The organism is Rhizobium fabae, from assembly GCF_003985135.1.
In the GTDB taxonomy this organism is placed as follows: Bacteria; Pseudomonadota; Alphaproteobacteria; order Rhizobiales; family Rhizobiaceae; genus Rhizobium; species Rhizobium pisi.
The window spans coordinates 1-26973 of record NZ_ML133667.1 but is presented as its reverse complement, the minus strand read 5'-3'; the positions used below and the strand labels follow the sequence as shown (position 1 = coordinate 26973).

Below are 26973 nucleotides of genomic sequence, written 5' to 3'. Positions count from 1 at the left end.
CGTGCAGCAACGGGATCAAAAAGGACGGCCGGACGAGGCCTTTCTCTCGGCTAAGGGAATCCACAAGCGTTTCGGCGCGCTTGTGGTTCTCGAAAACCTCGATTTTTCCATGGGCGCTGGAGACGCGGTGGGGATTGTCGGGCCAAACGGCGCGGGCAAGACGACGCTGCTCAGCGTGCTTGCAGGTGCCTTTCCGCCGACCGCCGGGACAGTGACTTTCGATGGCGCCGATGTCACGGCGCTATCGGCGGCCGATCGCTGCCGGTCGGGGCTGGTCCGCACGCATCAGATTCCCAAACCCTTCAGCGGCATGACCACCTTCGAGAACGTTTTCGTTGCCGCCTCGCACAGCAGCGCCGCCAGCCGCGACGAGGCCTATGAGCGTGTCGTCGATTCGCTGACGCTGTGCGGCATGCTCGGAGTTGCCAATCGCCGCGCCGATACGCTTGGCCTACTCGACCGAAAACGGCTGGAGCTGGCACGGGCGCTTGCAACCAAGCCGAAACTGCTGCTGCTCGACGAGATCGGCGGCGGCCTGACCGATGGCGAGGCCAGCGAACTGGTTGATACCATCCTCGAATTGCGACGGCGCGGCATCGGCATCGTCTGGATCGAGCATATCGTCCACATCCTGCTGCAGGTGGTCGAACGACTGATCTGCATGGACGCCGGCAAGATCATCGCTAACGGCGAGCCGAAGGCGGTCATGCGCGACGCCGAAGTCGTAAAGGCCTATCTCGGAGGGACGCCGGCATGAGCCTTCTCTCCATCCGCGACCTCGACGTCCGTCACGGCCTGCTGCAGGCGGTACGCGGCGTCAGTTTCGATATCACCGAAGGCGAGGTGCTGGCCCTGGTCGGCGCCAACGGCGCGGGCAAGACAACGCTGCTGCGATCGATCGCCGGCGCCCATCTCCCCGCTGCCGGCCAGGTGTTTCTCGGCGGCCAGGATATAACGGCGGTGCCCTCCCACAAGCGGATCGCCATGGGCATCGCCCTGGTGCCGGAGGGTCGGCGCCTTTTCTCGCAGATGACCGTTGAGGAAAACCTTTTGCTCGGCAAGACCACCGGCCGCAAAGGTGACTGGACCATCGAGCGGGTTTTCGATGCATTTCCGAACCTGAAGCCCCGCCGCCGTGCCAAGACCGGCCATCTCTCCGGCGGCGAACAGCAGGCGACCGCTATCGGCCGGGCATTGATGAGCAATCCCGATATTCTCCTGCTCGACGAAGTCTCGCTTGGCCTGTCGCCGCTCGTGGTCGATCGCGTCTATACGCAGCTACAGGCGCTACTCTCCTCGGGGACCACCATCGTTCTCGTCGAGCAGGATCTCGGACGCGCGATGAACGTCGCCAGCCGCGTCATCTGCATGCTGGAGGGGCGTGTCGTCCTCGACAGGCCGGCAACGGGTGTTACCCGCGACGAAATCACCAATGCCTATTTCGGGCTGCACCATCGGGCCGACGAAGACAGGAGCGCATCGTGATCAATACCTTGCTCCAGGGCATCCTGCTCGGCGGCTATTATGCCGTCATCGCCTGCGGCCTGTCCTTCATGTTCTCGGTCATGCGCATCATCAACCTGGCGCATGGCAGCCTGGCGGTCGCGGCGGCCTACGGCCTCTGGCTGCTGGCCTCCAAGTTCGGCATCTCACCCTTTGCCGGGCTGCTGATCATATTGCCTGTAATGGCGGCCTTCGGCTGGCTGCTGCAGCGCTTCGTTCTCGAGCGTAGCGCCAGCGGCGGCGCGCTTTTGCCGATCCTCACCACCTTCGGCCTAGCTATCGTCATCGACAACCTGCTGTTTGAGCAATTCGGCGCGGACACGCGATCGCTGGCGCCCTTTATCGGCAACCTGTCCTACGCATCCTGGCAATTGCCCGGCCATATCTTCGTCGGCAAGCTCGCGGTGATGATGATGGCGACGGCGATTATCATTCTCGGCGGTTTGCAATTCTTCCTCAGCCGCTTCGCTCTTGGCCGCGCGATCCGCGCCACGGCGGAAGACCCCGATACGGCAGGTCTCGTCGGCATCGACGCCCGCAGAGTGAATGCGACGGCAACGGCAATCACCATGGTCACCATCGGGATCGCCGGGGCGTTCCTCGCCATGCGGGCCACTTTCAGCGCCTATGCGGGCGCGCCGCAGCTGCTCTTTGCCTTCGAGACGGCAGTCATCGGCGGCGCCGGCTCTCTGTGGGGCACGCTGGTCGGCGGCATCGTCCTCGGGCTTGCCCAATCGCTTGGAGCGCAGCTGCATCCGCAGGGCTTCCTGATCGGTGGACATGTTGTCTTCCTGCTGGTCGTCTTCCTGCGGCTCTTCCGGTCCGGCATGCCGGCCTTCGGCAAAATTCGCGCATTTCTTCGGAGTCCGGCATGACCCTCCTCTCGAACGACATTTCCATCGAGCGCTGGACAAGATCGTCACGGCTAATGCTGGCCGCCATGGCAGCGGCAATCGCAGTCCTGGCGCTTGCTCCAGCATTCCTTGGAGCCGGCATGATCGACCGGATGACGGCCCTGTTCATCTACGTGATCCTTGCGGCCATGTGGAATGCCCTGGCAGGGTTCGGCGGGCTCGTTTCGGTCGGCCAGCAGGTATTCTTCGGCCTTGGCGCCTATTTCACCATCCGGTTCGCTGATGCCGGGCTCAATCCCTTCGTTGCACTGCTCGTTGCCGCGATCGTCACCGGTGCCCTCTCCATCCCGCTGTCGCTGTTCATGCTACGGCTCAAGGGCGGGGAGTTCGCCATCGGCATGTGGGTCGTGGCCGAGCTCGTCCACCTTCTCGTCAATCTCGATCGCCTCATCCAGGGCGAGACCGGCACATCACTGATCTCGCTGAACGTCTATGACAGCGCCACCCGCCGAGCGATCATCTACTGGCTGTCGCTGGTTGCCATGACGGCCCTGCTCGGCACCCTTTTCACGCTGATGCGCAGCCGCGCCGGGGCTGCCATGCAAGCCATCCGCGACAATGAGGACGCGGCAACCTCCGTCGGCGTGCGCGTCATCGCCACCAAGAGGTTACTCTTTGTGCTCGCGGCATTCGGCATTGCTGTTGCGGGCGGCCTCTGGCTGGCGGCGGCCACCACCTTCCAGCCGAAGACCTACTTCAGCGTCCAGTGGACCGCCTACATGATCTTCATGGTTCTCGTCGGCGGCATTGGAAAGTTCGAAGGCGCGATCCTCGGTGCAATCCTGTTCTTCGTCATCGAGACCATCTTCGGCGGAACCGGCGTCTGGTATCTGATCGGCCTCGGCGCGACGGCCGTCCTCTTCTCCCTTTACCTGCCGCACGGCCTTTGGGGTGAGATTGAACGGCGCTTCGGCCTGCAACTGCTGCCGATCGGCTACCGACTGACGCTCCCGGATCTTCTCAAAGGCAAACGATAGCGGCTGGCGGATTTTCCGATCCCGTTGAGAAAGGTACAAATCATGCTTTTCGGAAAGACTATTCTGATCACCGGCGTTGCCTCTGGTATCGGCGCACGCACCGCGGAACTGGCAGGGCAAATGGGCGCAGATGTCGTCGGCGTTGACATCAGTGAGCCGGCCCAGGGGGGCGCCTCCTTCATAAAAGGCGACATATCGACGGCCTCCGGCGTCTCTGAGATTGTCCAGCAGTTGCCCAAGCGCATCGACGCACTCGCCAATGTCGCTGGCCTGTCGGGCAACACCGGTGTTGTGGCGACGCTGGCCGTGAATTTTTACGGATTGCGCGCACTGACGGAAGCAGTGGCGCCGCGACTTCGCGAAGGCGGGGCAGTGGTCAACGTCGCGTCCATCGCCGGTTATGGCTGGCGCGCAAATCTCGAGCGGGCCAAGACATTAACCGCCATCGAGGGTTTCCCAGGCATCGAAAGCCTCGCTGCCAAGCATGGCCTGAAGGACGAGGAGGCCTATCCTCTCTCCAAGGAACTGCTTCTACTCTGGACGATGCGCGCGGCCCACCAGCCACTGTTCAAGGAGCGCGGCATCCGCGTCAATGCCGTGAGCCCCGGCCCGGTCGAAACACCTATCCTCAGGCAATTTCGTGCGGTCCTCGGCGACGAACGTGTCGACAGCGACATTACCCGCGTTGGCCGCGCCGGAACCTCGGCCGATATCGCTCCCGCCATTCTCTTCCTCTGCTCGGATGGCGCACGTTGGATCAACGGCACCAACCTCGCCACCGACGGCGGCCTCGAGGCCTCCATCAACGCCTCAGTTCTTGGTTTCTAGTTTTCGTTTTCATCAGGAGACAGACATGACTATTTCCCTTCTCATCAACGGCGTGGATCGTCCCGCCGCCAGCGGCCGGACCTATGACCGCGTGGATCCCTTCACCGGAGAGCTTGCAAGCCGGGCTGCGGCGGCCGGCCCCGATGATGTCACGGCAGCAATCGACGCTGCATCGGCGGCGTTTCCTGCCTGGTCGAAGACTGGCCCCAGCCAACGCCGCGCGATCCTGATGAAGGCTGCCGACATCATGGATTCCAAGGCCGGCGAATTCACCCGGCTGATGATCGAGGAGACCGGCGCAACCGCCCCCTGGGCGGGCTTCAACGTCATGTTCGCCGCCAACATCCTGCGCGAGGCCGGCGCCATGACGACGCAAATCGCCGGCGAGATTATTCCCTCGGACAAGCCCGGCACGCTCGCCATGGGCGTTCGCCAGGCCGCCGGCGTGTGTCTGGCAATCGCCCCCTGGAACGCGCCCGTCATCCTCGCCACCCGCGCTGTCGCCATGCCGATCGCCTGCGGCAACACCGTCATCCTCAAGGCATCCGAGCAATGCCCGGGCACGCATCGTCTGATCGCCACGGCTCTTACCGAAGCGGGCCTGCCCGCCGGCGTCATCAATGTGCTCACCAACGCGCCGGAAGATGCGCCTGAAATCGTTGCCGCGCTGATTGCCCATCCCGCCGTCAAGCGCGTGAATTTCACCGGATCGACCAAGGTCGGCAAGATCATCGCCGAGACCTGCGGCAGGCATTTGAAGCCTGCCCTTCTCGAACTCGGCGGCAAGGCGCCACTGGTCATTCTCGACGACGCCGATATCGACGGCGCCGTCAATGCCGCCATCTTCGGCGCCTTCATGAATCAAGGTCAGATCTGCATGTCGACCGAACGCATCATCGTCGACGAGGCGATCGCCGATGAGTTCGTCGCCAAGCTGGCCGCCCGCGCCAGCCAGTTACCGGCCGGCGATCCCCGCGGCCATGTCGTGCTCGGCTCGCTGATCAGCCTCGACGCAGCGAAGAAAATGGAGGAACTGATCGCCGATGCCACGGCCAAGGGCGCAAAGCTCGTCGCCGGCGGCAAGCGCTCAGGCACCGTGGTCGAGGCGACGCTGCTCGATCGCGTGACGCCTGCGATGCGGGTCTATGCGGAAGAATCCTTCGGCCCGGTCAAGCCGATCATCCGCGTCTCCGGCGAGGAGGAGGCGATCCGCACCGCCAACGACACCGAATACGGCCTGTCCTCGGCAGTCTTCAGCCGCGATATCCAGCGGGCGCTCGCTGTAGCGGCCCGCATCGAGACGGGGATCTGCCATATCAACGGCCCGACCCTGCACGATGAGGCGCAAATGCCCTTCGGCGGCGTCAAAGGCAGCGGCTATGGCCGCTTTGGCGGCAAGGCCGCCATCGCCGAATTCACCGACCTGCGCTGGATCACCGTCGAAGATCCGGCGCAGCACTATCCCTTCTGAGAAAAGCAGGCGGCAGAAATCCGAGCGCGGCCCAACACTAGATGTCGTATTGGGCCAGCGCTTCGGAGATCGCAGCTTGGAGGGTAGCTGTCTCTCAGGACGAAGTTGTTGAAACGCGACGAACCGAATGGGTCGGCCTATTACTAACGGCAGCCTGACACTGGTCTCATCCACCGACCTGGTCCTGATTGGCAACCACCGGCAATTTGCCTTCGTCCGGAACACGGGCTTCGGTCTGCCGGGCGGCAGAGACGAGCCGGCGCTGTGCGCGGATCGCGTTCCATTGTTGGTCGATCAGCACGCCAATGAGGATCACGCCACCCATGACGGCGAAATTCAGCGACGAGGGGATGCCAAGCAGATTCACAAGGTTCTGCAACTCCTGGAGCAGGACCGTTCCGAGCACGACGCCAACGATCGATCCCTCGCCGCCGCGCAGCGAAAAGCCGCCGAGTACGGCAGCGGCAATCGCGTAGAGTTCATAGAACTGGCCATGGCTGGCCGGCGAGATCGAGCGTGTGTACATGGCGAAATAGATTGCCGCGAGCGCCGTAAGCAGTCCACAGATGATATAGGCCGACATCACCATCCGGCCGGTGCGGATACCGGAATAGCGGGCCGCCTCCTCGTTCTTGCCGATCGCATAGAGATAACGCCCGAAGACAGAGCGATGCAGCACCACCCACATGACCACGGAAATGATGACGAGCGCTATGAAGGTGCTGGGAACGCCGTAGAGCCGTCCGGCAGTCAGGAACTCAAGGTCCGGGAAATTTTGGCCGAACGCAAAACCGGCCGTTCCGTCGGCCGTATAGAAGCGCGCCGCCCCGCGATAGATAAGGAGGCCGCAGAGAGTGACGACGAAGGGTTGCAGGTTCAGCCGGGTGATCAGCCAGCCGTGAATGGCACCTATGGCCGCGCCGAGCACCAGAATGAGTGGTAGCGCCAGCATCCATGGCATATCTTGGACCGCGACGAAATCGACAAACAGCACGCCAAGAAGCGCGACGAGCGAACCGACGGAAAGTTCGATACCGCCTGTAATGATGACGTAGGCCTGGCCAATCGACAGGATGCCGAACAGGCCGATCAGGTTGGCGGTATTTGCCAGGTTGATCGGCAGCAGGAACCGCGGATTGATGATGGCGACGACAATGCCGACAACAACGATCAAAAGCAGCAGTCCAAGATCTTTTTTGATCATTCGAGATCCATTCCCCGACATCTAATCCTATTGGCGCCGCGGCTATTTTACGCCTTTGCCGACAGCAAGCAAAAGGACGCTTTCCTGACTGAATTCGTCCTCATCGAGAATGCCGGCGATCTGGCCCTCATGCATGACGGCAATGCGGTCAGAAACGCCGATCACCTCTTCCATGTCGCTGGAGATCATCAGGATCGCGACACCGGCATCGGCAAGTGCCCGCATCAGGCCGTAGATCTCGTTCTTCGCGCCGATATCGATGCCGCGTGTCGGCTCGTCGAAGATCATCACCTTCGGGCTCATCGACAACCATTTGGCAAGCACCACCTTCTGCTGGTTGCCGCCTGACAGCGTGCCGGTTCGGCTCGCAACAGAGGGCGCCTTGATGCCGAGGCGAACGCGCTGCTTTTCGGCCGCCGCCGTCTCCCGCTCGGCGGAAAGCATGAAGCGGCTGGCAAGCATGGGGAGATCGGCAAGGGTTATGTTCTGGGCGATCGGGAAATCAAGAAGAATACCGTTGCGCTTTCGATCCTCCGGCACCAGGAAAATGCCGCGAGCAACGGCGTCCCGCGCGGAACGGACTGCAATTTTCTGCCCGTCCTGCAGGATGACTCCGCCGTAACTGCGATCAATGCCAAAGAGCACCCTGGCAAGCTCGGTACGGCCGGACCCGACGAGGCCCGCAAGTCCCAGGATTTCTCCATACCTGATTTCCAGATCGACGGGATGGCCGGGATAGGCCTCGGTGCGCACGGCACTTATCTTCAGCGCAACTGAGCCGGGTGAGCGCTGCGGCTTTGCGGTACGGGCCGCAAGCATTCGGCCAATCATCAGCTTGACCATCTGGTCGTGGTCGATGTCCCTCTTGGCGAGCGTGCCCACAAGCGCGCCGTCACGGAGTACGACGACCCGGTCGGCCACGCGCTCAACCTCGTGGAGCCGATGCGAGATGAAAATAACACTGATGCCATCAGCCTTCAGCAATTTGATGATGCTGAGCAGCCGCTCGGTTTCAGCCAGCGGCAGACTGGACGTGGGTTCGTCGAAAATGACGAGCCTCGCGTTGATGGACAGCGCCTTGGCGATTTCCACCATCTGCTGCTCGGCCAGCGAAAGCGACGCCACGGGTGTGTCGGCGGAAAAATGCGCGCCCACGCGCCTCAAAAGCGGCTTCACCATGTCCCTTAGTCGATCGCGATCGATGAGCTTAAGAGGTCCCGCCTTCAGCGGTTCGCGCCCCAGGAAGATATTGGCAGCGACGTCGAGATTCTCAAAGAGATTGAGTTCCTGATGCACGAAGGCGATACCGGACGCGATGCTCGATTCCACGGTGAGGAAACGAAGCTCCGCCCCGTCGAGCAGGATCGTGCCCCGATCGGGTGCGATCACACCGCCGAGAATCTTCATCAGCGTCGATTTTCCAGCCCCGTTTTCGCCGACAAGGCCGATGACCTCGCCTGGCATGATGTCCAATGACAGGCCTTCGAGCGCAACGACGCCTGGATAGGTCTTGCCAACGCCGGACAGCGAAAGGAATGGCGTTGCGGGCGCGCCCGGTGACGGGATGTCGGAACTGTGGTTCATCGCCTGTCCATGGCTGCTGATGTTGTCGGCATGAAACGCCTTTCGCGGCGGCGGTGAGTGCCGCCGCCGCGAAAGAGGCTATTTTCCAGCCATGGCCTTGAGGTTGGCGGCATACTTGTCAACGTCATCCTTGCCGATGATCACCGTCGGGATGATGATCAAGCCATCGGCAGGAACGCCTGATTTGTCGCCCTTGAGGTAGGCGGCCATCAATTTCATGCCCTGATAGGCCCATTCGAACGGCTGCTGTACGACGGTTGCCGCGATCGTGCCTTCCTTGACGCCGCCGAGTGTGATCGGATCGTCGTCAAAGCCGACGACGGTGATCTGGCCGAGTTTGCCTGCGTCGCGCAGCGCCTCATAGATGCGCGGCGTGTTGTAGGAGTAGAAGCCGACCATACAGGTCAGGTCGGGGCTGGCCACCAACGCATCCTCCACGTTCTTCTTGGCGCGCGTCTGGTCGATGTCGTCACCGCGAACATCGACAAGCTCGATCTTAGTGCCCTTGAGCCCTTCCTTCATCCCTTCGATGCGTTCGCGGGCGTTATCGGCGCCCAGCAGACCGACGAAGCCCATGCACTTGCCGCCGTCCGGCATCGCCTTCTTGGCGATTTCGGCGGCCTGCTTGCCGGCGTCGACGTTCGAAGAACCGATATAGGCGACGCGGTTGGTCTTCGGCGCGTCGCTGTCGGTGGTGAAGAGAGCCGTCTGCGAGCCGATCTTGTTGAGCCCGTCCGTCTGGGTCTTGGGATCGACGGCGGAGACCATGATCCCCTTGACGCCGGCGCTGACGAGATCTTCCATGAGACGCTGCTGAATGGCGACAGCCGCCTGCTCAGGATATTTCAGTTCCATGTTGTAGTCGGGCATCTCGCCCTGCGCCTTCTTGACCCCCGCCTCGGCGGCTTTCCAGAAGTCGGACGCTCCATTGACGACGAATGCGAGTGTCGGCTTGTCGGCCGCATGTGATGCTGCCATCGGCGCCGCACTCAGCATCAATGCGGCAAAGAACAAGGCTGCATTTTTCCGTTTCAGCTGTTTCATAGCACTCCTCCCGAGGGCCGCGGTTGCGAGGGCCCGTTCGCGACTTACGGCCGGCCGCATGCGCGCTCCCTCCAGGGCCGTCGCGAAGCGACGTGTGGCATAGGTGCCGATCGCACACCGACGGTATACCAGAATCTTAATTAGTAAATAGTAATATGAATGCAGATCGTCGATGCTGGGCCAAATCCGCCCACGGCGGCACCAATGGTCCGCCGGCTTGCCTTCCCCGTGGTTCTTCTGTACCAACTGGTTAAGATTTTGGAAGAGGAAATGGAGAACGGGGTGATCAAGCCGCAGGGCAAACGGGATCCTGAGGGGGTGCGCGAAGACATCCTGCGCGTTGCCATGCAAGAGTTTTCCGAAAACGGCCTGTCTGGCGCCAGAATCGACGAAATCGCCGCCAAGACCAAAACGTCCAAACGGATGATTTACTACTATTATGGTGACAAGGAAGGGCTCTACACGCGCGTGCTGGAAGAAGCCTATCGCCATGTCCGCGGCGATGAGGCCGATCTCGAGCTGGATACGCTCGATCCGATCGAGGCGCTGGACCGTCTGGCGCGGTTCACCTTTCATCACCACCGGCAGAACCCGGCCTTCATTCGCATGGTGATGATCGAAAACATCCATCACGGGCAATATCTCGAGCGCTCGCAGACCATCCGGGAACTCAACCGGTCAGCCATCGAGAAATTGCAGTCCTTGCTCGCCCGCGGGCAGCAGGATGGCGTATTCCGGGCTGATATCGACGCGCTTGAACTGCATTGGCAGATCAGCGCATTGTCGTTCTTCAATGTCTCGAACCGGGCGACCTTCTCGCATATTTTCGGCCAGTCTCTCTGGTCCGATGGCACGCACGACATATTATCGCACCATGTTGCCACGATGGTGCTGCGCTATGTCGCAAAACCCGAGGCTTTGGCCGCAAGAGGTGACCGCTGAGTCTCCTCTTCTCCGGCTCCGTCAAATAAGCTCGGCAAAATGGTGCTGCATGCGTTCCGCGTCGGGTTCGAGGCCGGTGAAAAGCCGGAACGCGCCGACCGCCTGGAAGACCGTCATCCCACCGCCCGGCAGAATGCGACAGCCTCGGCGCGAGGCGGCCGCCAGCAGTTCCGTGACCAGCGGCATGTAGACGATATCCGCCACCCAATGGCGGCTTTCCAAAAGCGTTTCCTCAATGGGAATGCCGGGATGGCTCTTCATCCCCGTCGGCGTCGCATGGATCAAGCCATCCGAGGCCGCCATGGAACCGGCGAGATCGTCCGTCGGCGTAGCGCGCCGTCCATCGAAACGTTCATTAAGGTCGTCAGCAAGCTGCACGGCGCGAGCTGGATCGCGATCGAAAATATCCAGCTTGCTGATGCCAAGCTTGAGCGCCGCGTGGGCGACGGCGACGCCGGCGCCGCCCGCCCCGAGTAGCAGTGCACGATCACGGCGCGCATCCGGCAGGCCGCGCCTGAAGCTCTCGTAAAAGCCGTACCAGTCCGTATTGTGCCCCAAGCGCCTGCCGTCGCGGAGCACTACCGTATTGACCGCTCCCAGCATGCGGGCGTCCTCCGACAGGTCGTCGAGAAGCGGCAGCACGGCCTGTTTGAACGGGTGGGTGATGTTGGTGCCGGAAAAGCCGCGCTCCTCGAGTTCTCGCAGCAGGTCCGGCAGTGCGCTCGCGGGGAGATCGCGCTCATGGATATCAACCCGCTCATAGCGATAGTCGAGCCCATGACAGGCGCCTTCGCGCTCATGCAGTGCCGGCGTCTTGGAAAGTTGGAGGTCGGAGCCGATCAGCCCGACAAGCACAGTGCGTTTGTCCGTCATTTGATTTCCAGAAGCAGATAGGCCGGTCTTCGCGCGCTCCGAAAGACCCAGGAACCCGATTGCGACGATCAGTGGTGAGCAAGAATTTCGCCGAGAAAGGCCTTGGTGCGATCGTGCCGCGGATTGCGGAAGAATTCCTCGGGCCGTGCCTCTTCGATCACCTCGCCCGAGGTCATGAAAATCACGCGGTCGGCGACCTGCCTGGCAAACCCCATTTCATGCGTCACGCAGATCATCGTCATGCCGTCGCGCGCCAGGCCGATCATCGTATCGAGCACTTCCTTGACCATTTCGGGGTCGAGCGCCGATGTGGGTTCGTCGAACAACATGACCTTCGGCTCCATGCATAGCGCCCGGGCGATGGCCGCCCGCTGCTGCTGCCCGCCCGACAATTGCGCTGGATACTTGTCCGCCTGATCGCCGATGCGCACCTTGCCGAGATACCGGGTGGCAACGGCCCGTGCATCCGCCTTCGACATGGCTCTCACCCGCATCGGGGCGAGCATGCAGTTTTCCATGATCGTCATATGCGGAAAGAGGTTGAAGTTCTGGAACACCATGCCGACCTCGCGCCGGATGGCATCGACGGTCTTGGTCGTGTCGTCCAAGGTCAGGCCTTCCACGACGATCCTGCCTTTCTGGATCTCTTCCAGCCGGTTGATGCACCGGATCAAGGTGGACTTGCCGGAGCCTGACGGCCCGCAAAGGACGATTTTCTCCCCCTTGCGGACCGAGAGGTTGATATTCTTCAGGGCATGGAAGGCGCCATACCATTTCTCGACACCCTCGAGCGCGATCAGCGCCTGTTCGGAGCCGGATTGATTATTCGGCATGGCGACGTCCTCCTCAGATTTTCGATCACATCACGGTGTAGGGAATATCAGGCATGGATTCCGGGAACTTCGGTACCTCGCGCTTCATCCACTTGGCGTAGATCTTGGCATGTTCGCCATTGGCCATGATCTTGTCGAGAAAGGCGTTGATGGCCTCGTTCCAGTCTTTCTCGCCGAGGCGCGTGCCGGCGCCGTTGTAGAGAGTCTTGAGGTCGAACTTGGTGTCGTAGGTTCCCGCGCTGGCCGCATCGAGCCGGTCGCCGTAGAACTGGTTACCGCCGACCACTTGGACCTGGCCTGCCAGCAGTGCCTGGATGGTCGCGGCATCATCGTCAAAGCGCAGAATGGTCGCCTTGTCGCCGACGCCGGCGGTGATGGACGTGTCCATAGCGCTTGACTTTGGCACACCAATCGTCAGGCCAGCGAGATCCTTATAGTCGGCGATCTTCGTCGTCTTCGGCCCATAGACAGAAAGCACGTTGCCGGCATAGGGCTTACTGTACTGGATCGATTTCGCCCGTTCGGCGGTCATGCCCATGGTGGCGAACAGAACATCGACCTTGCCGGTCACCAGGGATGGAATGCGATTGGCGACCGCAAGCGGCACGAATTCGACCTCGACGCCGAGTTCCTTGGCAAATGCGCGGCCGATGTCGGCATCCAGGCCATCCTGAACGCCGCTCGAATTGACGAAGCCCCAGGGAGCATTGTCGCCCTGGATGCCGATGACGACCTTGCCCGCCGCCTTGGCTTGCTCCAGCGTTCCGGCATGCGCCGGCAATGCTGACACCAGCGGAAGCAGCATTGCTCCTGCCGCGGCAATAAGGACGCTTCTCCGATGCAAGGCATGTCTCAATTTGTTGATCATGTTTTCCTCCTCTTCAACAAAGCTCTGCAAATTCTTCACCGCGCGGCCTTGGCAAGCCGACGTTCCATGCTTGCGCCCCACAAAGAGAGCGGCCAGCAAAGCGCGAAATAGATGGCTCCGATGATCGCAAAGACCATCAGCGGCCGGAAAGTCTGGTTGGAAACGATCTGGCCGGCGCGGGAAAGCTCAACGAAGCCGACGATCGCGGCGAGCGACGTTCCCTTGACGAGTTGCACCAGAAAACCGATGGTCGCAGGCAGGGATATCTTCAGTGCCTGCGGCAGGATCACATCCTTCATGCGCGAGACATAGTGCAATCCGAGCGCCTTTCCGGCCTCAGTCTGCCCCTTGGGAACCGACTGAATGCCGCCGCGCCAGATTTCACCCAGGAATGCGCTTGCATGCAGGGTAAAGGCGATGGCGACGGCAATCCACGCGTCGACATTCACCCCGAGCAGACCGATGCCGTAATAAACGACGAAAAGCTGCATCAAGAGCGGCGTTCCCTGGAAGACCGCGATATAGGCCGCGCCACTCCGCCAGAGCACGGCATGGGTCGACACGCGCATCAGCGCAACCCCGAGGCCGAATATGCCGCCGCCGACAAAGCCGATCGCTGCCAGCGCAATCGTCCATTTCAAGCCCTGAAGCAGGAAAAGCAGTTCGTTTACACCGATACTTGCCATGATATGCCCCTCCTCACCGAACCGGATAGCTGAAGAGCAGCCTGGATATTGCCGAGAACAGCGTCATCATCAGCCCGGAAATGGCGAGATAGATCAGTGTGATACTGAAATAGACCTCGAAGGATCGGAATGTGTCCGACTCGATCCGCTGGGCAACCGATGTCAGTTCGTAAGCCGCGATCGACGTGCACACCGATGTCGTCAGCGTCAGCATGATGAACTGGCTGGTCAGCGAAGGATAGATCGCCCGGAAAGCAGGTTTCAGCACGATATGGCGGAACACTTGCCCCTTGTGCAGCCCGAGTGCGAAGCCGGCTTCGATTTGTCCCTTGCCGATGCTTTCGACCCCGCCGCGAATGATCTCGATCGCATAGGCACCGCCATTGACCGCCAGTGCGATGATGGCTGTCGCCGTCGGATTCAAGCGGACCCCGAACTGCGGCAAGGCGAAGAAGATGAAGAAGATCTGCACCAGGAACGGCGTATTGCGGATGACTTCGACGAAGGCGATGGTTGGAATGCGAAGGATGCGAGACTTGGATGTGCGTGTCAGGACGCCGAGAATGCCGATCAGGGTCGCAAGCGACATGCCGGCGACGGCAAGACCGACGGTCGACAAGGCCGCCAGCAGCAATTCAGGCAGCCGTTGATAGACGACGCTGAAGTCGAGCACATAGCCCATTAATCCCTCCCGGCCGCCTCCTCAAGCGGCAGTTGCCCAACCGCTCCAGGGGAGCGGGTCACTCACTACGGCAACTTTGTACCAGACGGTTAACAGCTGTCAAGATGTTTGTACCAGTTAGTTAATTAATATTGAGTGCAGCTAGGAACCTCTGAATTTCGGTGGAGTTCCATCCCGAGTTGAACAGGGTTATCAAGCCAATTGACTACGACAGGAGGTCCGGCACGCCGACATACAAAGGCATGCCAGTAACGATCCGAGTAGCCGGCCTGACGACTACCACTCCTGGCAGACTGACCGCGAGAGGGAGGGGCTTGAAACATCGAGACCTGCCTCGGTGAAAGTGAGGCGCGCTTTTGGCGGCTCCGACGGCCTTGCCAATGATTTACCAGAGATCCGGGCGCCGCAATTATCGCGATGTCTGCTTCCACCTGGAATCAAAAAAGCCTGCCGAGGGTGGCAGGCTTTGCGAGTTTATATTGTGAGATTTGGTTGCGAGGGCTTGATCGCACAGAGGATTGTAATTTCAATACATTTTCGAACTTCATCCGCAAATATGGGCCATGAGAGCGGGACCTCAGACCCGCCGATCCCGGCTCCTCCTCAATCGCGTTGTCCTTGACGCCAATTTTGGGCGATCGGTATCGCCTTTACGACACGCCGTATGAGTCCGCCCGCACATATTTCACGAAGAGATGTACGCTGTTCCTTCGATCTCGACGAGAGCCTCGTCTTCTACGAGATCGTTGATGACGAGCATCGACATAGCGGGGAAGTGCTTCCCGAAGACACGGCGATAGGCTTCGCCGACTTCCTTCTGCTGGGCGAGATACGCGGTCTTATCTTTGATGAACCAGGTAAGGCGGCCGATATCGGTGACCTCGCCTCCGGCGGTCCTGACAATCTCGGCGATATTGACGAGAGCCTGCTCCATCTGCCCGACAAAGTCCTTGGCCATGAACACTTTGTCCTTCGTCCAGCCGATCTGGCCGCCAATGTGGAGTGTCCCGTCGGGCATCAGCATGCCGTTCGCGTATCCCAAGGCTTTAGCCCAGCCTTCCGGGTGGATTATTTGCGGTTTCACGCCCGTCCTTTCGTCACTGTTGGCGGCCGCCTGCGCGGCCTGGATAACGGCTGCACTCATCACGTAACCCTTGAGCGCACGTTGTATTTCGGATCTCGATAAAGCTCCTCCGAAATCACCTCTTCGATCACTTCCGCCGCCGACATGATGTCGCCATTGTCAAGGTAGAGCGGCGTTAAGCCGAAGCGCATGATGTTGGGTGCGCGGAAATCGCCGATTACGCCGCGGTCGATCAGCGCCTGCATGGCGGCGTAGCCGTTCTCGAAGGCGAACGACACCTGGGAACCGCGCTTTCCGGCGTCACGAGGTGACGCGAGCGTCAGTTGAGGACAACGTCTTTCCACTTCGGCGATGAAGAGTTCGGAAAGCTCGATCGACGCCTTCCTGATATCCTCGAGCCGGACGCCCTCCCAAACGTTGAGAGCTTCGTCGAGGATGGCAAGCTGCACAATGGGCGGGGTGCCGACCCGCAGCCGCTCGGTCGACATCGCGGGCCGGTAGAACAATTCCATGGCAAAGGGCGCGTCGTGGCCCATCCAGCCGGCGAGCGCGGGTTCCACCCCCGACACGATGTCCGGACGCACATAGATGAATGCCGGGGCACCCGGGCCGCCGTTGAGGTATTTGTATGTGCAGCCGACCGCAAATTCCGTGCCACAGCCAGCGAGGTCGACGGGAAGCGCTCCCGCGCTGTGCGCGAGGTCCCAGATCATGACCGCACCCGCCTCATGCGCGCGCCGCGTGATCTCGGCCATGTCATGCGTGCGCCCGGTCCGGTAGTCGACCTGGGTCAGCAGGACGGCAGCAACCGACTCATCGATCGAGTCTGCTACCTGCTCCGGTTCAGGCGTCCGGAGTTCATGGCCACCGTCGAGCGTCTGCAGCAGACCTCGGACCATGTAGAGGTCCGTGGGAAAATTGCCGCTGTCGGACAGGACGACCTTGCGGCCGGGACGCATCTTGAGCGCCGCCGCTACGGCCTGATACACTTTTATCGAAAGTGTATCACCCGTTGCAATCGAACCTTCGGCAGCGCCGACAAGGCGGGCAATTCGATCGCCGACACGCCGCGGCAGCGAAATCCAGTCGGCCGAATTCCAGGCACGGATCAACTGGCCACCCCACTCGCGTTCGATTGTCTCAGAGGCACGGTCGACGACGCCCTTGGGAAGGCACCCGAGCGAATTGCCGTCGAGGTAGATGACGCCTTCGGGAAGCTCAAAAAGCTCTTTCTTGGGCAGGTTCGATGCACTCATGTTCAGAGTTCTCCGCGCAGCCGCCAGATTTCAGGAAAGAGTTCGACACTCAGCATCTTCTGCAGGTACTGCACGCCCGCGGTGCCGCCGGTGCCACGCTTGAAGCCGATAATTCTTTCGACGGTCGTGACGTGATTGAAGCGCCATCGGCGGAAATAATCCTCGAGATCGACGAGTTTCTCCGCCAGTTCATAGAGCGTCCAATGGCGCTCCACGTCCTCGTAGACGATCTTCCATAGGGCCTGCACCTCCGGCAGCGGCGCATGTGGCGAGCGGAGCTGCGGAGCGGGGGCATTCTCATCAGATCCGTCGAGTTCGCGGTAGAGGTAGGCGATAACCTCATCGTAAAAGCTGGGGCGGTCGAGTTCGTCGGAAAGCATCTTGTGGACCGCAGGGACGTGTTCGTGAGGCCCGAGCATGTTCGGATTGCGGTTGCCGAGAATGTATTCGATCAGGCGGTACTGATAGGACTGAAACCCCGAGGACGGGCCGAGTGCCTCGCGAAACTTGGTGTAGTCGGCGGGAGTCATCGTCCGCAGGACGTCCCACGCGTTGTTGAGCTGCTCGAATATACGCGAAACGCGCGCGAGCATCTTGAACATATTAGGTGTGTCTCCAGCCCGCAATGCAGCCCGCGCTCCGGCCATTTCGTGAATGGCGAGCTTCATCCAGAGTTCGCTGGTCTGATGCTGTACAATGAAGAGCATTTCGTCATGGGCGGTGCTGAGCGGATGCTGCTGGGTCAGGATGCCGTCGAGATGCAGGTAGTCCCCATAGGACATCGCGCCGGCGAACGTCATTTTCGCGCCATCGACACCTGGATTGTATGGTTGATTTGACATCAGTTATTCCTCAGCTTGAAACGCTGGATCTTTCCAGTCTCAGTCTTCGGGAGCGAGGTCTGGAATACGATTGAGCGTGGATATTTGTAGGGAGCGATCACCGCCTTCACGTGATCCTGCAGTCTTTTCGCAAGGTCGTCGTCCGGCTCAAAGCCTTGTTTCACGACGACATGGGCTTTGACGATGTAGCCCCGTTCCTCGTCCGGCGCGCCCACGACGGCGCATTCCGCGACCGCCTCGTGCGAGAGCAGGGCAGCCTCCACTTCCGGGCCGGCGATGTTGTAGCCGGACGAGATGATCATATCGTCGTTGCGGGCGGCGAAATGGAAATAGCCATCCTCGTCGCGGATGAAGGTGTCGCCCGTAATGTTCCAGCCCCCCTCGACATACTCGGTCTGGCGATCTCCCTTAAGATATCGGCAGCCGGTGGGTCCCTTGACCGCGAGGCGACCCGGCATCCCCGCGGCGAGCTCCCTGCCCGAATCGTCGACAACCTTGACCTCGTATCCGGAAACCGGTTTGCCGGTGCATGCGGGCTTGTGATCGTCGAACCGGTTGCTGATGAAGATATGCAGCATCTCGGTCGCGCCGATGCCGTCGAGCATCGGCTTCCCGGTCTTCGCCATCCATTCCTCGTAGATCGGCCCGGGAAGGGTTTCCCCTGCGGAAACCGCCGCGCGCAACGAGGATAGGTCCGCACCACGTTCCATGGCGCGCATCATTGCGCGGTATGCCGTCGGGGCCGTAAAGCACACCGTGGCTTTGTACTTCTGGATTATCTCCACCATGTTCGGCGGCGAAGCGGTCTCGAGAAGCGTGGCGGCGGCACCGAACCTCAATGGAAACACGGCCAGACCGCCGAGACCGAAGGTGAAAGCCAGCGGTGGTGAGCCGACAAAGACGTCTTCGGGTCTGACCCCGAGCACTTCCCGCGCATAGCCATCCGCGATAATGAGCAGGTCGCGATGGAAATGCATCGTAGCCTTTGGCTCGCCCGTGGAACCCGACGTGAAACCGATGAGAGCGATATCGTCCTGCGAAGTGGCGACTGCGTTGAAACTGACGGGTTTCTCGAGAGCTAGGCGATCGAGTTCCGCCTCGTGGTTGCAGGTTCCGTCGAAAGCGATGATCGTCTTGAGGCAGTGGCTGCCCTTCGCGCAAGCCTCGAGCTCCTCCATGAGCCGCATGTCGCAGAGCGCGTGGGTGATTTCGGCCTTGTCGACGTATTTCTTGAGCTCGCCCGCCCGGAGCATCGGCATCGTATTGATGACGACCGCACCGGCCTTGGTGGCGGCCAGCCAGCAGGCGACCATGGCCGGATTGTTGGCGGAACGGATCATGACCCGGTTGCCGGGCTTCACGCCGAGGTCGTCGACAAGCACATGGGCGAGCCTGTTGCTCCAGTCGGTCAATTCCTTGTAAGTCCGCCGACGACCGTTTCCGATCAGGGCCGTACGGTCCCCGAAGCCCTTCGCCACCATGGCATCGGTCAGTTCCACCGCCACGTTGATCCGGTCGGGATATTCAAAGCCTTCGAGGAGAATATCGGGCCATGTTCCCGGCGGCGGCAGATTCTCGCGGGCGAAGTGATCTTGATGCGCGGACGGTTTCAGCATGTGATTTCCCCTAACCTCCCTGGATGGCTCGACGCTCCGAGCGTCTTCAGCCGCCTTCGCCGTGCTCGTCGAGTTTGTCGGTCAGATGCTCCAATCTGAATATCATCCCGTCGACATCGTCTTCGTTCAGCCCACCGAAGATCTCGTCGATCCAGGCTTCATGGGCTCGTGCGTTCCGTTCGAATTCCTTCTGGCCCTTTAGCGTAAGTCGAATGATCTGCGACCGGCGGTCCCCCGGAGGCGTGATCCGCAGCACGAGGCCTTCCTCGGTCAGCTTGTCGACAATGCCGGTGATGTTGCCGTTCGATACCTGCAGCCGCTTGGATATCTCGTTCATTTTCAGCCCTTCCGGCGACCTTGATAGGGCGGACATCACGTCGAACCGCGGCAAGGTGGACGTGAATTCGGATCGCAGACGCCGACGGACCTCGTCCTCGACGTAACGCGTGGCTTTGAGCAGTCGCAGCCAGAGGCGCAATCGCTTCTTCGAAATCGGCTGCTGAACGATTTCCTCTTTTGTTTTGGGCGTCATACTTCACCTCCGGATAGTGCGAGCGCGTGGCCATTCACGGATTTCGCAGCCTCGGAAAAAAGCCAGAGCGCGGTCTGAGCGACTTCCGTCGGCTGAATGAAACGATTCTGCGGGTTGACCGACGCCAGCGACAGCCGGGCTTTGTCCCCTGACATGCGTGTCTTTGCTACGATGTTGTCGATCGAGCGATCAAGCATCGGAGTATCAATGAAGCCCGGGCAGATCGCGTTCACCGTTATTCCAGTCATTGCGAGTTCCTGCGCGAGCGCCCTTGTCAGTCCCACGACCGCGTGCTTCGCAGCGCAGTAGGCGGAGACGTAGCTGTAGCCTTTGAGGCCCGCCGTCGATGCGATGGCAATCATCCTCCCCCATTCCGCGGCCTTCATGTCCGACAGCGCCGCCTGCCAGACATTCACTACCCCCAGGAGATTGACTTCCATCATCGACCTGAAGGCCTCGATATCCGTTCGCTGGAAGGGAGCGCTCTCCGCGGCACCCGCGTTCGCCACGACGCCGACGATCGGTCCGCTCTTCTTCCTCGCCGCTTCAAACGCGGCGCGTACGGCGGCGGCGTCGGTGACATCACAGACTTGGTATGGCAGGGACTGTGTCTGCAGTTGCGCCTCGCGTCGTCCCAGAATGGTCACAGACGCTCCCGCAAGGGAGAGCACCTTCGCAGTCTCGGCCCCTACTCCGCTACCACCGCCGGTGACGACGATATGTTTGCCCCAGAGACTCATACCTTGCCGACAGCCTCCGCAACACGATCGGCCAGATGCCACGCCTGGTTGCGGCCGCCCAAATAGGGGTCGGGCCACGCCGCGTGCCTGTCGCCAATCGCGGACGCGACATGCAGCGTCCAATAGGGATCCGCCAGGTGCGGCCGGCCCACCGCCACGAGATCGGCGCGGCCCGCCATCAGGATCGAATTGACATGATCGGCTTCGTAGATATTGCCAACCGTCATGGTCTTGACCTTGGCCTCGTTACGGATCCTGTCAGAAAACGGCGTCTGGAACATACGCCCATAGACCGGTCTCTCGTCCTTCGTAACCTGCCCCGACGAAACGTCAATCAGGTCGGCACCAGCTTCTGAGAAAGCCTTGGCGACCTCCACTGCGTCGGACGGGGTGATGCCGTCTTCACCGACCCAGTCATGAGCCGAAATGCGGACAGACATGGGCTTGTGCGAGGGCCAGACTTCGCGCAACGCTTTGAAGACTTCGAGCGGAAAACGCATTCGGTTCTCGAAGCTGCCTCCGTACTCGTCGGAGCGGATGTTGGTCACGGGCGAAATAAAGGACGAGAGCAGGTAACCGTGCGCTGCATGCAATTCGATCATGTCGAAGCCTGCGCGATCGGCCATTTGCGCAGCGGCGACGAACTGGCCCCTCACCTCTTCCATCTCGGCCTGCGTGATCTCGCGCGGGGTTGTGTTGTTCGGCGACAGTGGAATGGCCGAAGCGGAGACGAGATCCCAGTTTCCGGAGTCCAGGGGGGTATCGACGCCTTTCCATCCGACGGTCGTCGAGCCTTTCCGCCCGGAATGACCGATCTGGCAGCAAATTTTAGCTGACGTTTCCGTATGCACGAAATCGATCAGCCGCTTCCACGCTCTTTCATGCTCGGGCGCGTAAAGACCGGGGCAGCCCGGGGTGATGCGCCCTGCCGGCGACACGCAGGTCATCTCGGTGAACACCATCGCCGCGCCACCTTTGGCGCGCTCCGAGTAATGCACGAAATGCCAGTCGGTGGGGCATCCATCGATGGCCTTGTACTGGGCCATGGGAGAGACGACGACGCGGTTCTTCAGCTCCATGCCACGCAGCTTGAAAGGGGCGAACATGGGAGCCCGAAGCGGCGAAGACGCGGGCGATCCCGCTTTTTCCTGGAACCACCGCTCGGCCGTCGTCAGCCATTGGGCGTCGCGCATCCTAAGGTTTTCGTGACTGATGCGCTGCGAGCGCGTCAACAGCGAATAAGCAAACTGCAGTTGGTCCATGCCGAGGTAACGTTCCACTTCCTCGAACCACTCGAGGCTGTTGCGCGCGGCGGACTGCAGCCGGAGGACCTCGACGCGCCGCTCTTCCTGGTAACGCTTGAAGGCGCCCTCAAGAGTGCTCTCCGTGTGCACGTAGTCAGCCAATGCGATTGCGCTGTCGAATGCCAGGCGCGTGCCGGAGCCGATGGAGAAATGCGCAGTCGCCGAAGCGTCCCCGAGCAGGACCACATTCTTGTAATGCCAGTTTTCGCAGAGAACCCGCGGGAAGTTGATCCAAACCGCCGAACCGCGGAGATGAGCGGCATTCGACATGAGTGAGTGGCCGCCCAAATGCGCAGAGAACGCCTTCTCGCACGTCGCGACGATCTCCTCTTTCGACATCGCCTCGAAACCGAAGTTCGCCCAGGTTTCATGCGAACATTCCACGATGAAGGTCGCGGTGTCCGCATCGAACTGGTAGACATGCGCCCAGATCCAGCCGTGCTCGGTCTTCTCGAAAATGAAGGTGAATGCATCGTCGAACTTCTGGTGGGTGCCCAGCCAGATGAATTTGCACGGCCTCACATCCACCTGCGGCTTGAAATGCTCGGCATACTCGGAACGGACGCGGGAATTCAGCCCGTCTGCGGCGACCACCAGATCGTAGTCTGTGCGAAACTCCTCTGCGCTCGAGAACTCTGCCTCGAACCGCAAGTCCACACCGAGTTCCCGGGCGCGCTGCTGCAGCAGGATCAGCATCTGCTTACGGCCGATCCCGGCGAAGCCATGTCCGCCCGAAACCGTCCGCACGCCGTTGCGGATCACCGCGATGTCGTCCCAATATGCGAAGTTTTCGCGGATCGCGTCCGCGCTTGCGGCGTCGTTTTTCCGAAGGCCCGACAGCGCGTCGTCGGAAAGCACGACGCCCCACCCGAAGGTGTCGCTGGCCTTGTTGCGCTCGAATACCACGACGTCGTGCGAAGGGTCGCGAAGCTTGACCGATATCGCAAAATAAAGACCGGCGGGGCCACCGCCCAGGCACGCAATCCGCATGTGTCACTCCCTGTACCCTGACTCGCCGCTTGCGATTGAGGCCAACCATAACCCAGTATTTTTAATAGTTCAAGCTTGAAATGTATATATTTTGATATTATAAGCATAAACATTCAAGGAGCGAGCCGATGTCGCGCTTCCGCCGGATGGGATGCGCCCTGCGGCAGAGCGGTTCCGCGCGCTGATCGCAGGCCGCGGTCCAGCAGACCGAGAAGGAGGTGGATAAGATGACGGAAGTGCATGGCATCGACTGGGAAGACGCATTCGCGAATGCCGCCTATATAGAAGGCGGAATGGCGTATCCCGAATCCTGGGCACTCAAGGCTGAAGCCTTCAGGAAGGAAGCGTCCTGCGAGCTGGACATTCCCTATGGGGACAGTCCTCGCGAACGCTTCGATCTCTTTCATCCGTCCGGTTCGCCCAAGGGCCTCGCGGTTTTCGTTCATGGCGGCTACTGGTTGGATTTCGACAAGTCCAGTTGGTCCCATCTTGCTCAGGGCGCCCTGTCGATGGGCTGGGCCGTAGCGTTGCCGAGCTACACGCTCGCGCCAGACGCCAGGATAAACGAGATCACGCGCGAGATCGGCCGGGCCATCGGCGCCGCTGCCGAGCGGGTCGACGGACCGATACGGCTGGCAGGCCATTCGGCCGGTGGGCACCTCGTTAGCCGGATGGTCTGCGACGACAGCCCACTCTCAAAGGCCACTTCGGATGCGATCACCCGTGTCGTCAGCATCAGCGGCCTTCACGATCTTCGACCACTGCGGCTTCACTCGATGAACGAGCAGCTGCGGCTGGGCGAAGCGGAGGCCGCCGCGGAGAGCGCCGTGCTCCGCAGACCGCGTCAAGGCATTGAACTTGTGGCATGGGTGGGGGCTCGCGAACGGCCGGAATTCCTCCGCCAGTCGGCGTTGATCGTCGAAGCTTGGGGACGCAGGGGACGTCAAACCGAATTGGTCGCCGAAGCGGGACGTCACCACTTCGACGTCATCGACGGGCTAAGCGATCCCGAACACCCGCTAACCAAGGCATTCGCCGGACCCTGATCAGGAAATTCTCTAATCGAAAGGCAGGGAAATGCCCTTCACGATATCCAAACCCATGCGTTTCGGTGACTGCGATCTGACCGGGATCGCCTATCACCCCGCCTATCTCTCAATGCTCGTTGACGTCAACGAAGCGATGTTCGCCTCCTTCGGCATCACCTGGAAGGAGATCATGTTCGAGCGCCGGATGGGCTTGCCGACCGTCTCTCTCGATCTCCGTTTCTTCAAACCCGCGATGTACGGCGACGTTCTGGACTTCACGGTCAATGTCCGGGCGATCGGCCGCTCTTCCTTGGATCTTGAGACAGACGTGAGGGTCCGCAGCGACACGATCTGGACCGTCAAGCAGCGCATCGTGCTGACTTCGACCGAAGATCACAAGTCCCGACCCTGGCCCTATGACATCCGCACCGGGTTAACGAGATATCTGCCCCCCGAAGCCGAAACCGTCGAAACCGAAGGAGCCTGACATGTTCAGCGACGTGAGACCCGTCATCACCCGCAAGGGCGAAGAAGACAACAACACCCTGCAATCCGGAGGATGCATCCGCGTCAGTGGCGTGGGCCCGCAGCATACGCCCGCGACGAAGATCTGGTTCGGCAAGGTTAGCAACGACCCCGGTTACCGCTCATATCCTCATCACCACGGCAAGGCGGAGACAGGCGGCTATGTTCTGAAAGGCAAGGCGCGCATCTATTTCGGCGAGAATTACCGGGAATATCTCGACATGGAAGAAGGCGATTTCATCTTCGTGCCGCCGAACTGGGTACACATCGAAGTCAATATGTCGACGACCGAGGAACTTGTCTGGCTGACGACCCGCACGCCGGACAACATCGTGATCAACCTCCCGGACGTTGACGATTCGATCCTCGAAGGCTTCAGGCGCGCCGAATGAAGCTGCTCCGTCATGGTTTGCCGGGCACCGAAAAGCCCGCGCTTCATGATGAACGGGGAATCGTTCGCGATCTCTCCGGGGTCATTGCCGACATCGACGGAGCCACCCTGTCGGACGAAGCCGTCGAGCGGCTTCGCCGTATCGATCCCGCCACCCTGCCCGCGGTGGCGCCCGAAAGGGTCGGCCCATGTGTGGGCCGGGTCGGCAAATTCATCTGCGTTGGCCTGAACTATATCGACCATGCAAGAGAAACGGGCAAGGAACCGCCTGCCGAGCCCATCCTCTTCATGAAGGCGACCAGCGCGATCGTCGGCCCGAACGACGACATCCAGATCTCCATGATGTCATTGAAGACCGATTGGGAAGTCGAACTCGGCGTCGTCATCGGCAAGCGCGCGAAATACTTGAGCAAGGAGCACGCGCTTGCGCATGTCGCAGGATATTGCGTCGTCAACGATGTGTCCGAACGGGCGTTCCAGTCCGAACGTGGCGGGCAATGGACCAAGGGCAAAAGCCACGACACCTTCGGTCCGATCGGGCCTTGGCTCGTCACGAGGGACGAGGTGCCCGATCCCCAAGCGCTGCAACTTTGGCTGGACGTCGACGGCGTGCGCCGACAGACGGGAACGACCGCGAACATGATCTTCGACGTCGCTTTCCTCGTCAGCTACATCAGCCAGTTCATGACGCTGGAACCCGGCGACCTCATCGCCACGGGTACGCCGCCGGGCGTCGGTATGGGCATCAAGCCCAATCCGGTGTTCCTCAAGCCCGGCCAGAGCATCACCCTGGGGATCGCAGGACTTGGCAGCCAGAAGCAGCAAACAGTGGAAGCGAGGAACTGATATGGCCGATTTACATGGAAAAGTCGCCTTGGTCACTGGGGGAGCCCGGGGACAAGGAGCAGCGGAAAGCCGGCTGCTCGCCGAAAAGGAGGCGTCGGTCATCGTGGCCGACGTGCTGGCGAAGGAGGGCCGGGACTTCGTGGACGAACTCGGAGAACTGGGCCTCGAGGCCAGGTTCGTCAGCCTGGACGTCACGAACGAGGCAAACTGGAAGGAAGTTGCCGACATGGCTCGAGCCTGGAAGGGTCGCCTCGATATCCTCGTGAACAACGCGGGCATCATCAACAGATCGACGGTTTCCACCACTGCGCTCGACGCATGGGAAGCGGTGCTGAAGGTGAACCTGACGGGGGCGTTCCTCGGGATCCAGGCCGTCGCCCCGCTGATGGCGGAAGGTGGCGGCGGCTCGATAATTAACATCTCTTCGAACAGTGCTTTTTCCGGGCACTACGACCCTGCTTATACCGCGAGCAAATGGGGGCTCAGGGGCCTCACGCGGAGTGCCGCTATGGAGCTTGTCGGAAAGGGGATACGGGTGAACGCCGTCTGCCCCGGCCTTGTCGTGACCGGACTCAACGCCAGCAGCCCGCACCTCCAGCCGATGATCGAGATGACTCCGATGCGCCGCAGCGGAAAACCGGAGGAAATTGCAGAACTCGTGCTGTTCCTGGCGTCCGACGCCTCCGGCTTCATCACCGGTGAGGATTTCGTCATCGACGGTGGCTTCACCGCGGGAGCCGCATACCGCCAGGTCGCGGTCAAGACGGGCATCTTATGATGGACACTTCTGTCGAAAAACAAGAGATGTTCACGCTGCGGAACCCGGTGGCGTGACATGCGGCGCCGTGGCGCTACCGGCGGGCGGAGTCGAAAGGAGCGAATCCAGTATCAGCCATTCTAGTCGGAGAGCAGTTCCGCGAAGACAGGCGCAGCGAAACAAGCCCCCAGCAGCCCGGCGGCTAAGACAACTTTCCACAGTGATTTCTCTGTTTCTCTCACCGTTGCAGCGTTTTACGCACAGCGGAAGAACCCGACCTTACGCGCGGAAACGACAATTCTTGGGGAGCTGATGGGCCGTCTGGGGTGACTGGGCACCCAGAAACGCAAAAAGCCCGTGCATGACAGGGGCTTGGTGGGATCGCAAGTTTCGTTGGTTTCTGGGGGCAGGATTTGAACCGTCCTTCGGACCCTTCAGGTTATGGTCCGCAGGACGAGGAGCTACCATCGCCAGCGAAGATGAAGTCTTCGCGCCAGCGATATCGCTCTGGTGTGTATGTGGCAAGATTTGGTTGCGGGGGCAGGATTTGAACCTGCGGCCTTCAGGTTATGAGCCTGACGAGCTACCGGGCTGCTCCACCCCGCGTCCAGCGCAAATCCTGTTGGGATTTGTCGCGGCTGCGTAAAGCGCCT

At 60.8% G+C, this 26973-nt stretch carries 27 protein-coding genes and 1 tRNA gene; 12 read left to right on the top strand and 16 right to left on the bottom strand.

The features are described 5' to 3' along the window. Nucleotide 1: 1 nt before the first annotated feature. Genes EFB14_RS31495 through EFB14_RS31470 form a run of 6 tightly spaced genes read left to right on the top strand, consistent with a single transcriptional unit; the run spans nucleotide 2 to nucleotide 5693 of the window. A complete protein-coding gene (locus tag EFB14_RS31495) occupies nucleotides 2-757 on the top strand; it encodes an ABC transporter ATP-binding protein (RefSeq protein ID WP_126830636.1) in 756 nt (251 codons plus the stop codon). Beyond that, the gene (locus EFB14_RS31490; protein ID WP_126830634.1) at nucleotides 754-1485 is read left to right on the top strand and encodes an ABC transporter ATP-binding protein; all 732 of its coding nucleotides are present in this window, start codon (nucleotides 754-756) and stop codon (nucleotides 1483-1485) included. Before EFB14_RS31495 ends, EFB14_RS31490 begins: the two co-directional genes overlap by 4 nt. Beyond that, nucleotides 1482-2378 (top strand): branched-chain amino acid ABC transporter permease, encoded by an 897-nt coding sequence (locus tag EFB14_RS31485; RefSeq protein WP_126830632.1) that lies wholly within the window; start codon nucleotides 1482-1484, stop codon nucleotides 2376-2378. The genes EFB14_RS31490 and EFB14_RS31485 overlap by 4 nt, the downstream gene beginning before the upstream one ends. After that, complete coding sequence (locus tag EFB14_RS31480; RefSeq protein ID WP_125845126.1) at nucleotides 2375-3394, top strand: branched-chain amino acid ABC transporter permease; 1020 nt, start codon at nucleotides 2375-2377, stop codon at nucleotides 3392-3394. Before EFB14_RS31485 ends, EFB14_RS31480 begins: the two co-directional genes overlap by 4 nt. 42 nt (nucleotides 3395-3436) lie before the next feature. Further along, nucleotides 3437-4222 (top strand): coniferyl-alcohol dehydrogenase, encoded by a 786-nt coding sequence (locus tag EFB14_RS31475; protein WP_126830630.1) that lies wholly within the window; start codon nucleotides 3437-3439, stop codon nucleotides 4220-4222. A gap of 25 nt (nucleotides 4223-4247) precedes the next feature. Further along, nucleotides 4248-5693: an aldehyde dehydrogenase gene (locus EFB14_RS31470; protein ID WP_126830628.1), complete on the top strand. Its 1446-nt coding sequence runs from the start codon at nucleotides 4248-4250 to the stop codon at nucleotides 5691-5693. 166 nt (nucleotides 5694-5859) lie between these two features. On the opposite strand, the gene EFB14_RS31465 is transcribed toward EFB14_RS31470, so the two are convergent. From EFB14_RS31465 to EFB14_RS31455, 3 genes are all read right to left on the bottom strand, one after another. Continuing rightward, entirely contained in the window at nucleotides 5860-6897 is a 1038-nt protein-coding gene (locus EFB14_RS31465) for an ABC transporter permease (protein WP_126830626.1), read from the bottom strand. Nucleotides 6898-6939: 42 nt separating this feature from the next. After that, on the bottom strand, nucleotides 6940-8481 hold the full coding sequence (locus EFB14_RS31460; RefSeq protein WP_126830624.1) for a sugar ABC transporter ATP-binding protein: 1542 nt from the start codon (nucleotides 8479-8481) through the stop codon (nucleotides 6940-6942). Nucleotides 8482-8559: 78 nt separating this feature from the next. Beyond that, complete coding sequence (locus EFB14_RS31455) at nucleotides 8560-9525, bottom strand: sugar-binding protein (RefSeq protein WP_004671359.1); 966 nt, start codon at nucleotides 9523-9525, stop codon at nucleotides 8560-8562. A 270-nt stretch (nucleotides 9526-9795) separates the two neighbouring features. Between EFB14_RS31455 and EFB14_RS31450 the strand changes: the two genes are divergently transcribed. After that, a complete protein-coding gene (locus EFB14_RS31450) occupies nucleotides 9796-10467 on the top strand; it encodes a TetR/AcrR family transcriptional regulator (protein ID WP_126830622.1) in 672 nt (223 codons plus the stop codon). A 21-nt stretch (nucleotides 10468-10488) separates the two neighbouring features. Here EFB14_RS31450 and EFB14_RS31445 read toward each other — a convergent pair whose 3' ends face one another. The 12 genes from EFB14_RS31445 to EFB14_RS31390 all read right to left on the bottom strand — a co-directional run bounded on the left by EFB14_RS31445 (nucleotide 10489) and on the right by EFB14_RS31390 (nucleotide 22773). Then, nucleotides 10489-11340 (bottom strand): shikimate dehydrogenase, encoded by an 852-nt coding sequence (locus EFB14_RS31445; protein ID WP_126830620.1) that lies wholly within the window; start codon nucleotides 11338-11340, stop codon nucleotides 10489-10491. 68 nt (nucleotides 11341-11408) lie between these two features. After that, the gene (locus EFB14_RS31440) at nucleotides 11409-12173 is read right to left on the bottom strand and encodes an amino acid ABC transporter ATP-binding protein (protein WP_126830618.1); all 765 of its coding nucleotides are present in this window, start codon (nucleotides 12171-12173) and stop codon (nucleotides 11409-11411) included. Between the two features lie 25 nt (nucleotides 12174-12198). Then, complete coding sequence (locus EFB14_RS31435) at nucleotides 12199-13041, bottom strand: transporter substrate-binding domain-containing protein (RefSeq protein ID WP_126830616.1); 843 nt, start codon at nucleotides 13039-13041, stop codon at nucleotides 12199-12201. Between the two features lie 35 nt (nucleotides 13042-13076). Then, nucleotides 13077-13727 (bottom strand): amino acid ABC transporter permease, encoded by a 651-nt coding sequence (locus tag EFB14_RS31430; RefSeq protein ID WP_126830614.1) that lies wholly within the window; start codon nucleotides 13725-13727, stop codon nucleotides 13077-13079. A 13-nt stretch (nucleotides 13728-13740) separates the two neighbouring features. Further along, complete coding sequence (locus EFB14_RS31425) at nucleotides 13741-14409, bottom strand: amino acid ABC transporter permease (protein ID WP_126830612.1); 669 nt, start codon at nucleotides 14407-14409, stop codon at nucleotides 13741-13743. 685 nt (nucleotides 14410-15094) lie between these two features. Further along, nucleotides 15095-15553, bottom strand: a complete 459-nt coding sequence (locus tag EFB14_RS31420; RefSeq protein ID WP_208661921.1) for a RidA family protein — start codon at nucleotides 15551-15553, stop codon at nucleotides 15095-15097. Then, entirely contained in the window at nucleotides 15553-16749 is a 1197-nt protein-coding gene (gene kynU, locus EFB14_RS31415) for a kynureninase (RefSeq protein ID WP_126830610.1), read from the bottom strand. The genes EFB14_RS31420 and kynU overlap by 1 nt, the downstream gene beginning before the upstream one ends. Before the next feature lie 2 nt (nucleotides 16750-16751). Continuing rightward, nucleotides 16752-17591 carry a tryptophan 2,3-dioxygenase gene (locus tag EFB14_RS31410; RefSeq protein WP_126830608.1) on the bottom strand — a complete coding sequence of 280 codons (840 nt, stop codon included), beginning with the start codon at nucleotides 17589-17591 and terminating at the stop codon, nucleotides 16752-16754. Beyond that, on the bottom strand, nucleotides 17591-19207 hold the full coding sequence (locus EFB14_RS31405; RefSeq protein WP_126830606.1) for a benzoate-CoA ligase family protein: 1617 nt from the start codon (nucleotides 19205-19207) through the stop codon (nucleotides 17591-17593). Before EFB14_RS31405 ends, EFB14_RS31410 begins: the two co-directional genes overlap by 1 nt. Before the next feature lie 46 nt (nucleotides 19208-19253). After that, nucleotides 19254-19739, bottom strand: coding sequence for a MarR family winged helix-turn-helix transcriptional regulator (locus tag EFB14_RS31400; RefSeq protein WP_126830604.1), 486 nt, complete (start codon nucleotides 19737-19739; stop codon nucleotides 19254-19256). Continuing rightward, nucleotides 19736-20479 (bottom strand): SDR family NAD(P)-dependent oxidoreductase, encoded by a 744-nt coding sequence (locus EFB14_RS31395; protein WP_126830602.1) that lies wholly within the window; start codon nucleotides 20477-20479, stop codon nucleotides 19736-19738. Before EFB14_RS31395 ends, EFB14_RS31400 begins: the two co-directional genes overlap by 4 nt. Further along, nucleotides 20476-22773 (bottom strand): bifunctional salicylyl-CoA 5-hydroxylase/oxidoreductase, encoded by a 2298-nt coding sequence (locus tag EFB14_RS31390; RefSeq protein WP_126830600.1) that lies wholly within the window; start codon nucleotides 22771-22773, stop codon nucleotides 20476-20478. Before EFB14_RS31390 ends, EFB14_RS31395 begins: the two co-directional genes overlap by 4 nt. Nucleotides 22774-23000: 227 nt before the next feature. Between EFB14_RS31390 and EFB14_RS31385 the strand changes: the two genes are divergently transcribed. The 5 genes from EFB14_RS31385 to EFB14_RS31365 are packed head-to-tail and all read left to right on the top strand — an operon-like array spanning nucleotide 23001 to nucleotide 26341. Further along, nucleotides 23001-23819, top strand: a complete 819-nt coding sequence (locus EFB14_RS31385; protein WP_126830598.1) for an alpha/beta hydrolase — start codon at nucleotides 23001-23003, stop codon at nucleotides 23817-23819. A 55-nt stretch (nucleotides 23820-23874) separates the two neighbouring features. Then, entirely contained in the window at nucleotides 23875-24288 is a 414-nt protein-coding gene (locus EFB14_RS31380) for an acyl-CoA thioesterase (RefSeq protein WP_245438348.1), read from the top strand. Nucleotide 24289: 1 nt separating this feature from the next. Further along, complete coding sequence (locus EFB14_RS31375; protein WP_126830594.1) at nucleotides 24290-24718, top strand: cupin domain-containing protein; 429 nt, start codon at nucleotides 24290-24292, stop codon at nucleotides 24716-24718. Next, nucleotides 24715-25563 carry a fumarylacetoacetate hydrolase family protein gene (locus EFB14_RS31370; protein WP_126830592.1) on the top strand — a complete coding sequence of 283 codons (849 nt, stop codon included), beginning with the start codon at nucleotides 24715-24717 and terminating at the stop codon, nucleotides 25561-25563. Before EFB14_RS31375 ends, EFB14_RS31370 begins: the two co-directional genes overlap by 4 nt. A 1-nt stretch (nucleotide 25564) precedes the next feature. Next, nucleotides 25565-26341, top strand: a complete 777-nt coding sequence (locus EFB14_RS31365) for an SDR family NAD(P)-dependent oxidoreductase (protein WP_126830590.1) — start codon at nucleotides 25565-25567, stop codon at nucleotides 26339-26341. Between the two features lie 508 nt (nucleotides 26342-26849). Here the strand turns inward: EFB14_RS31365 and EFB14_RS31360 are convergent. Beyond that, nucleotides 26850-26926: transfer RNA gene (locus EFB14_RS31360), tRNA-Met, on the bottom strand. Nucleotides 26927-26973: the final 47 nt, after the last annotated feature.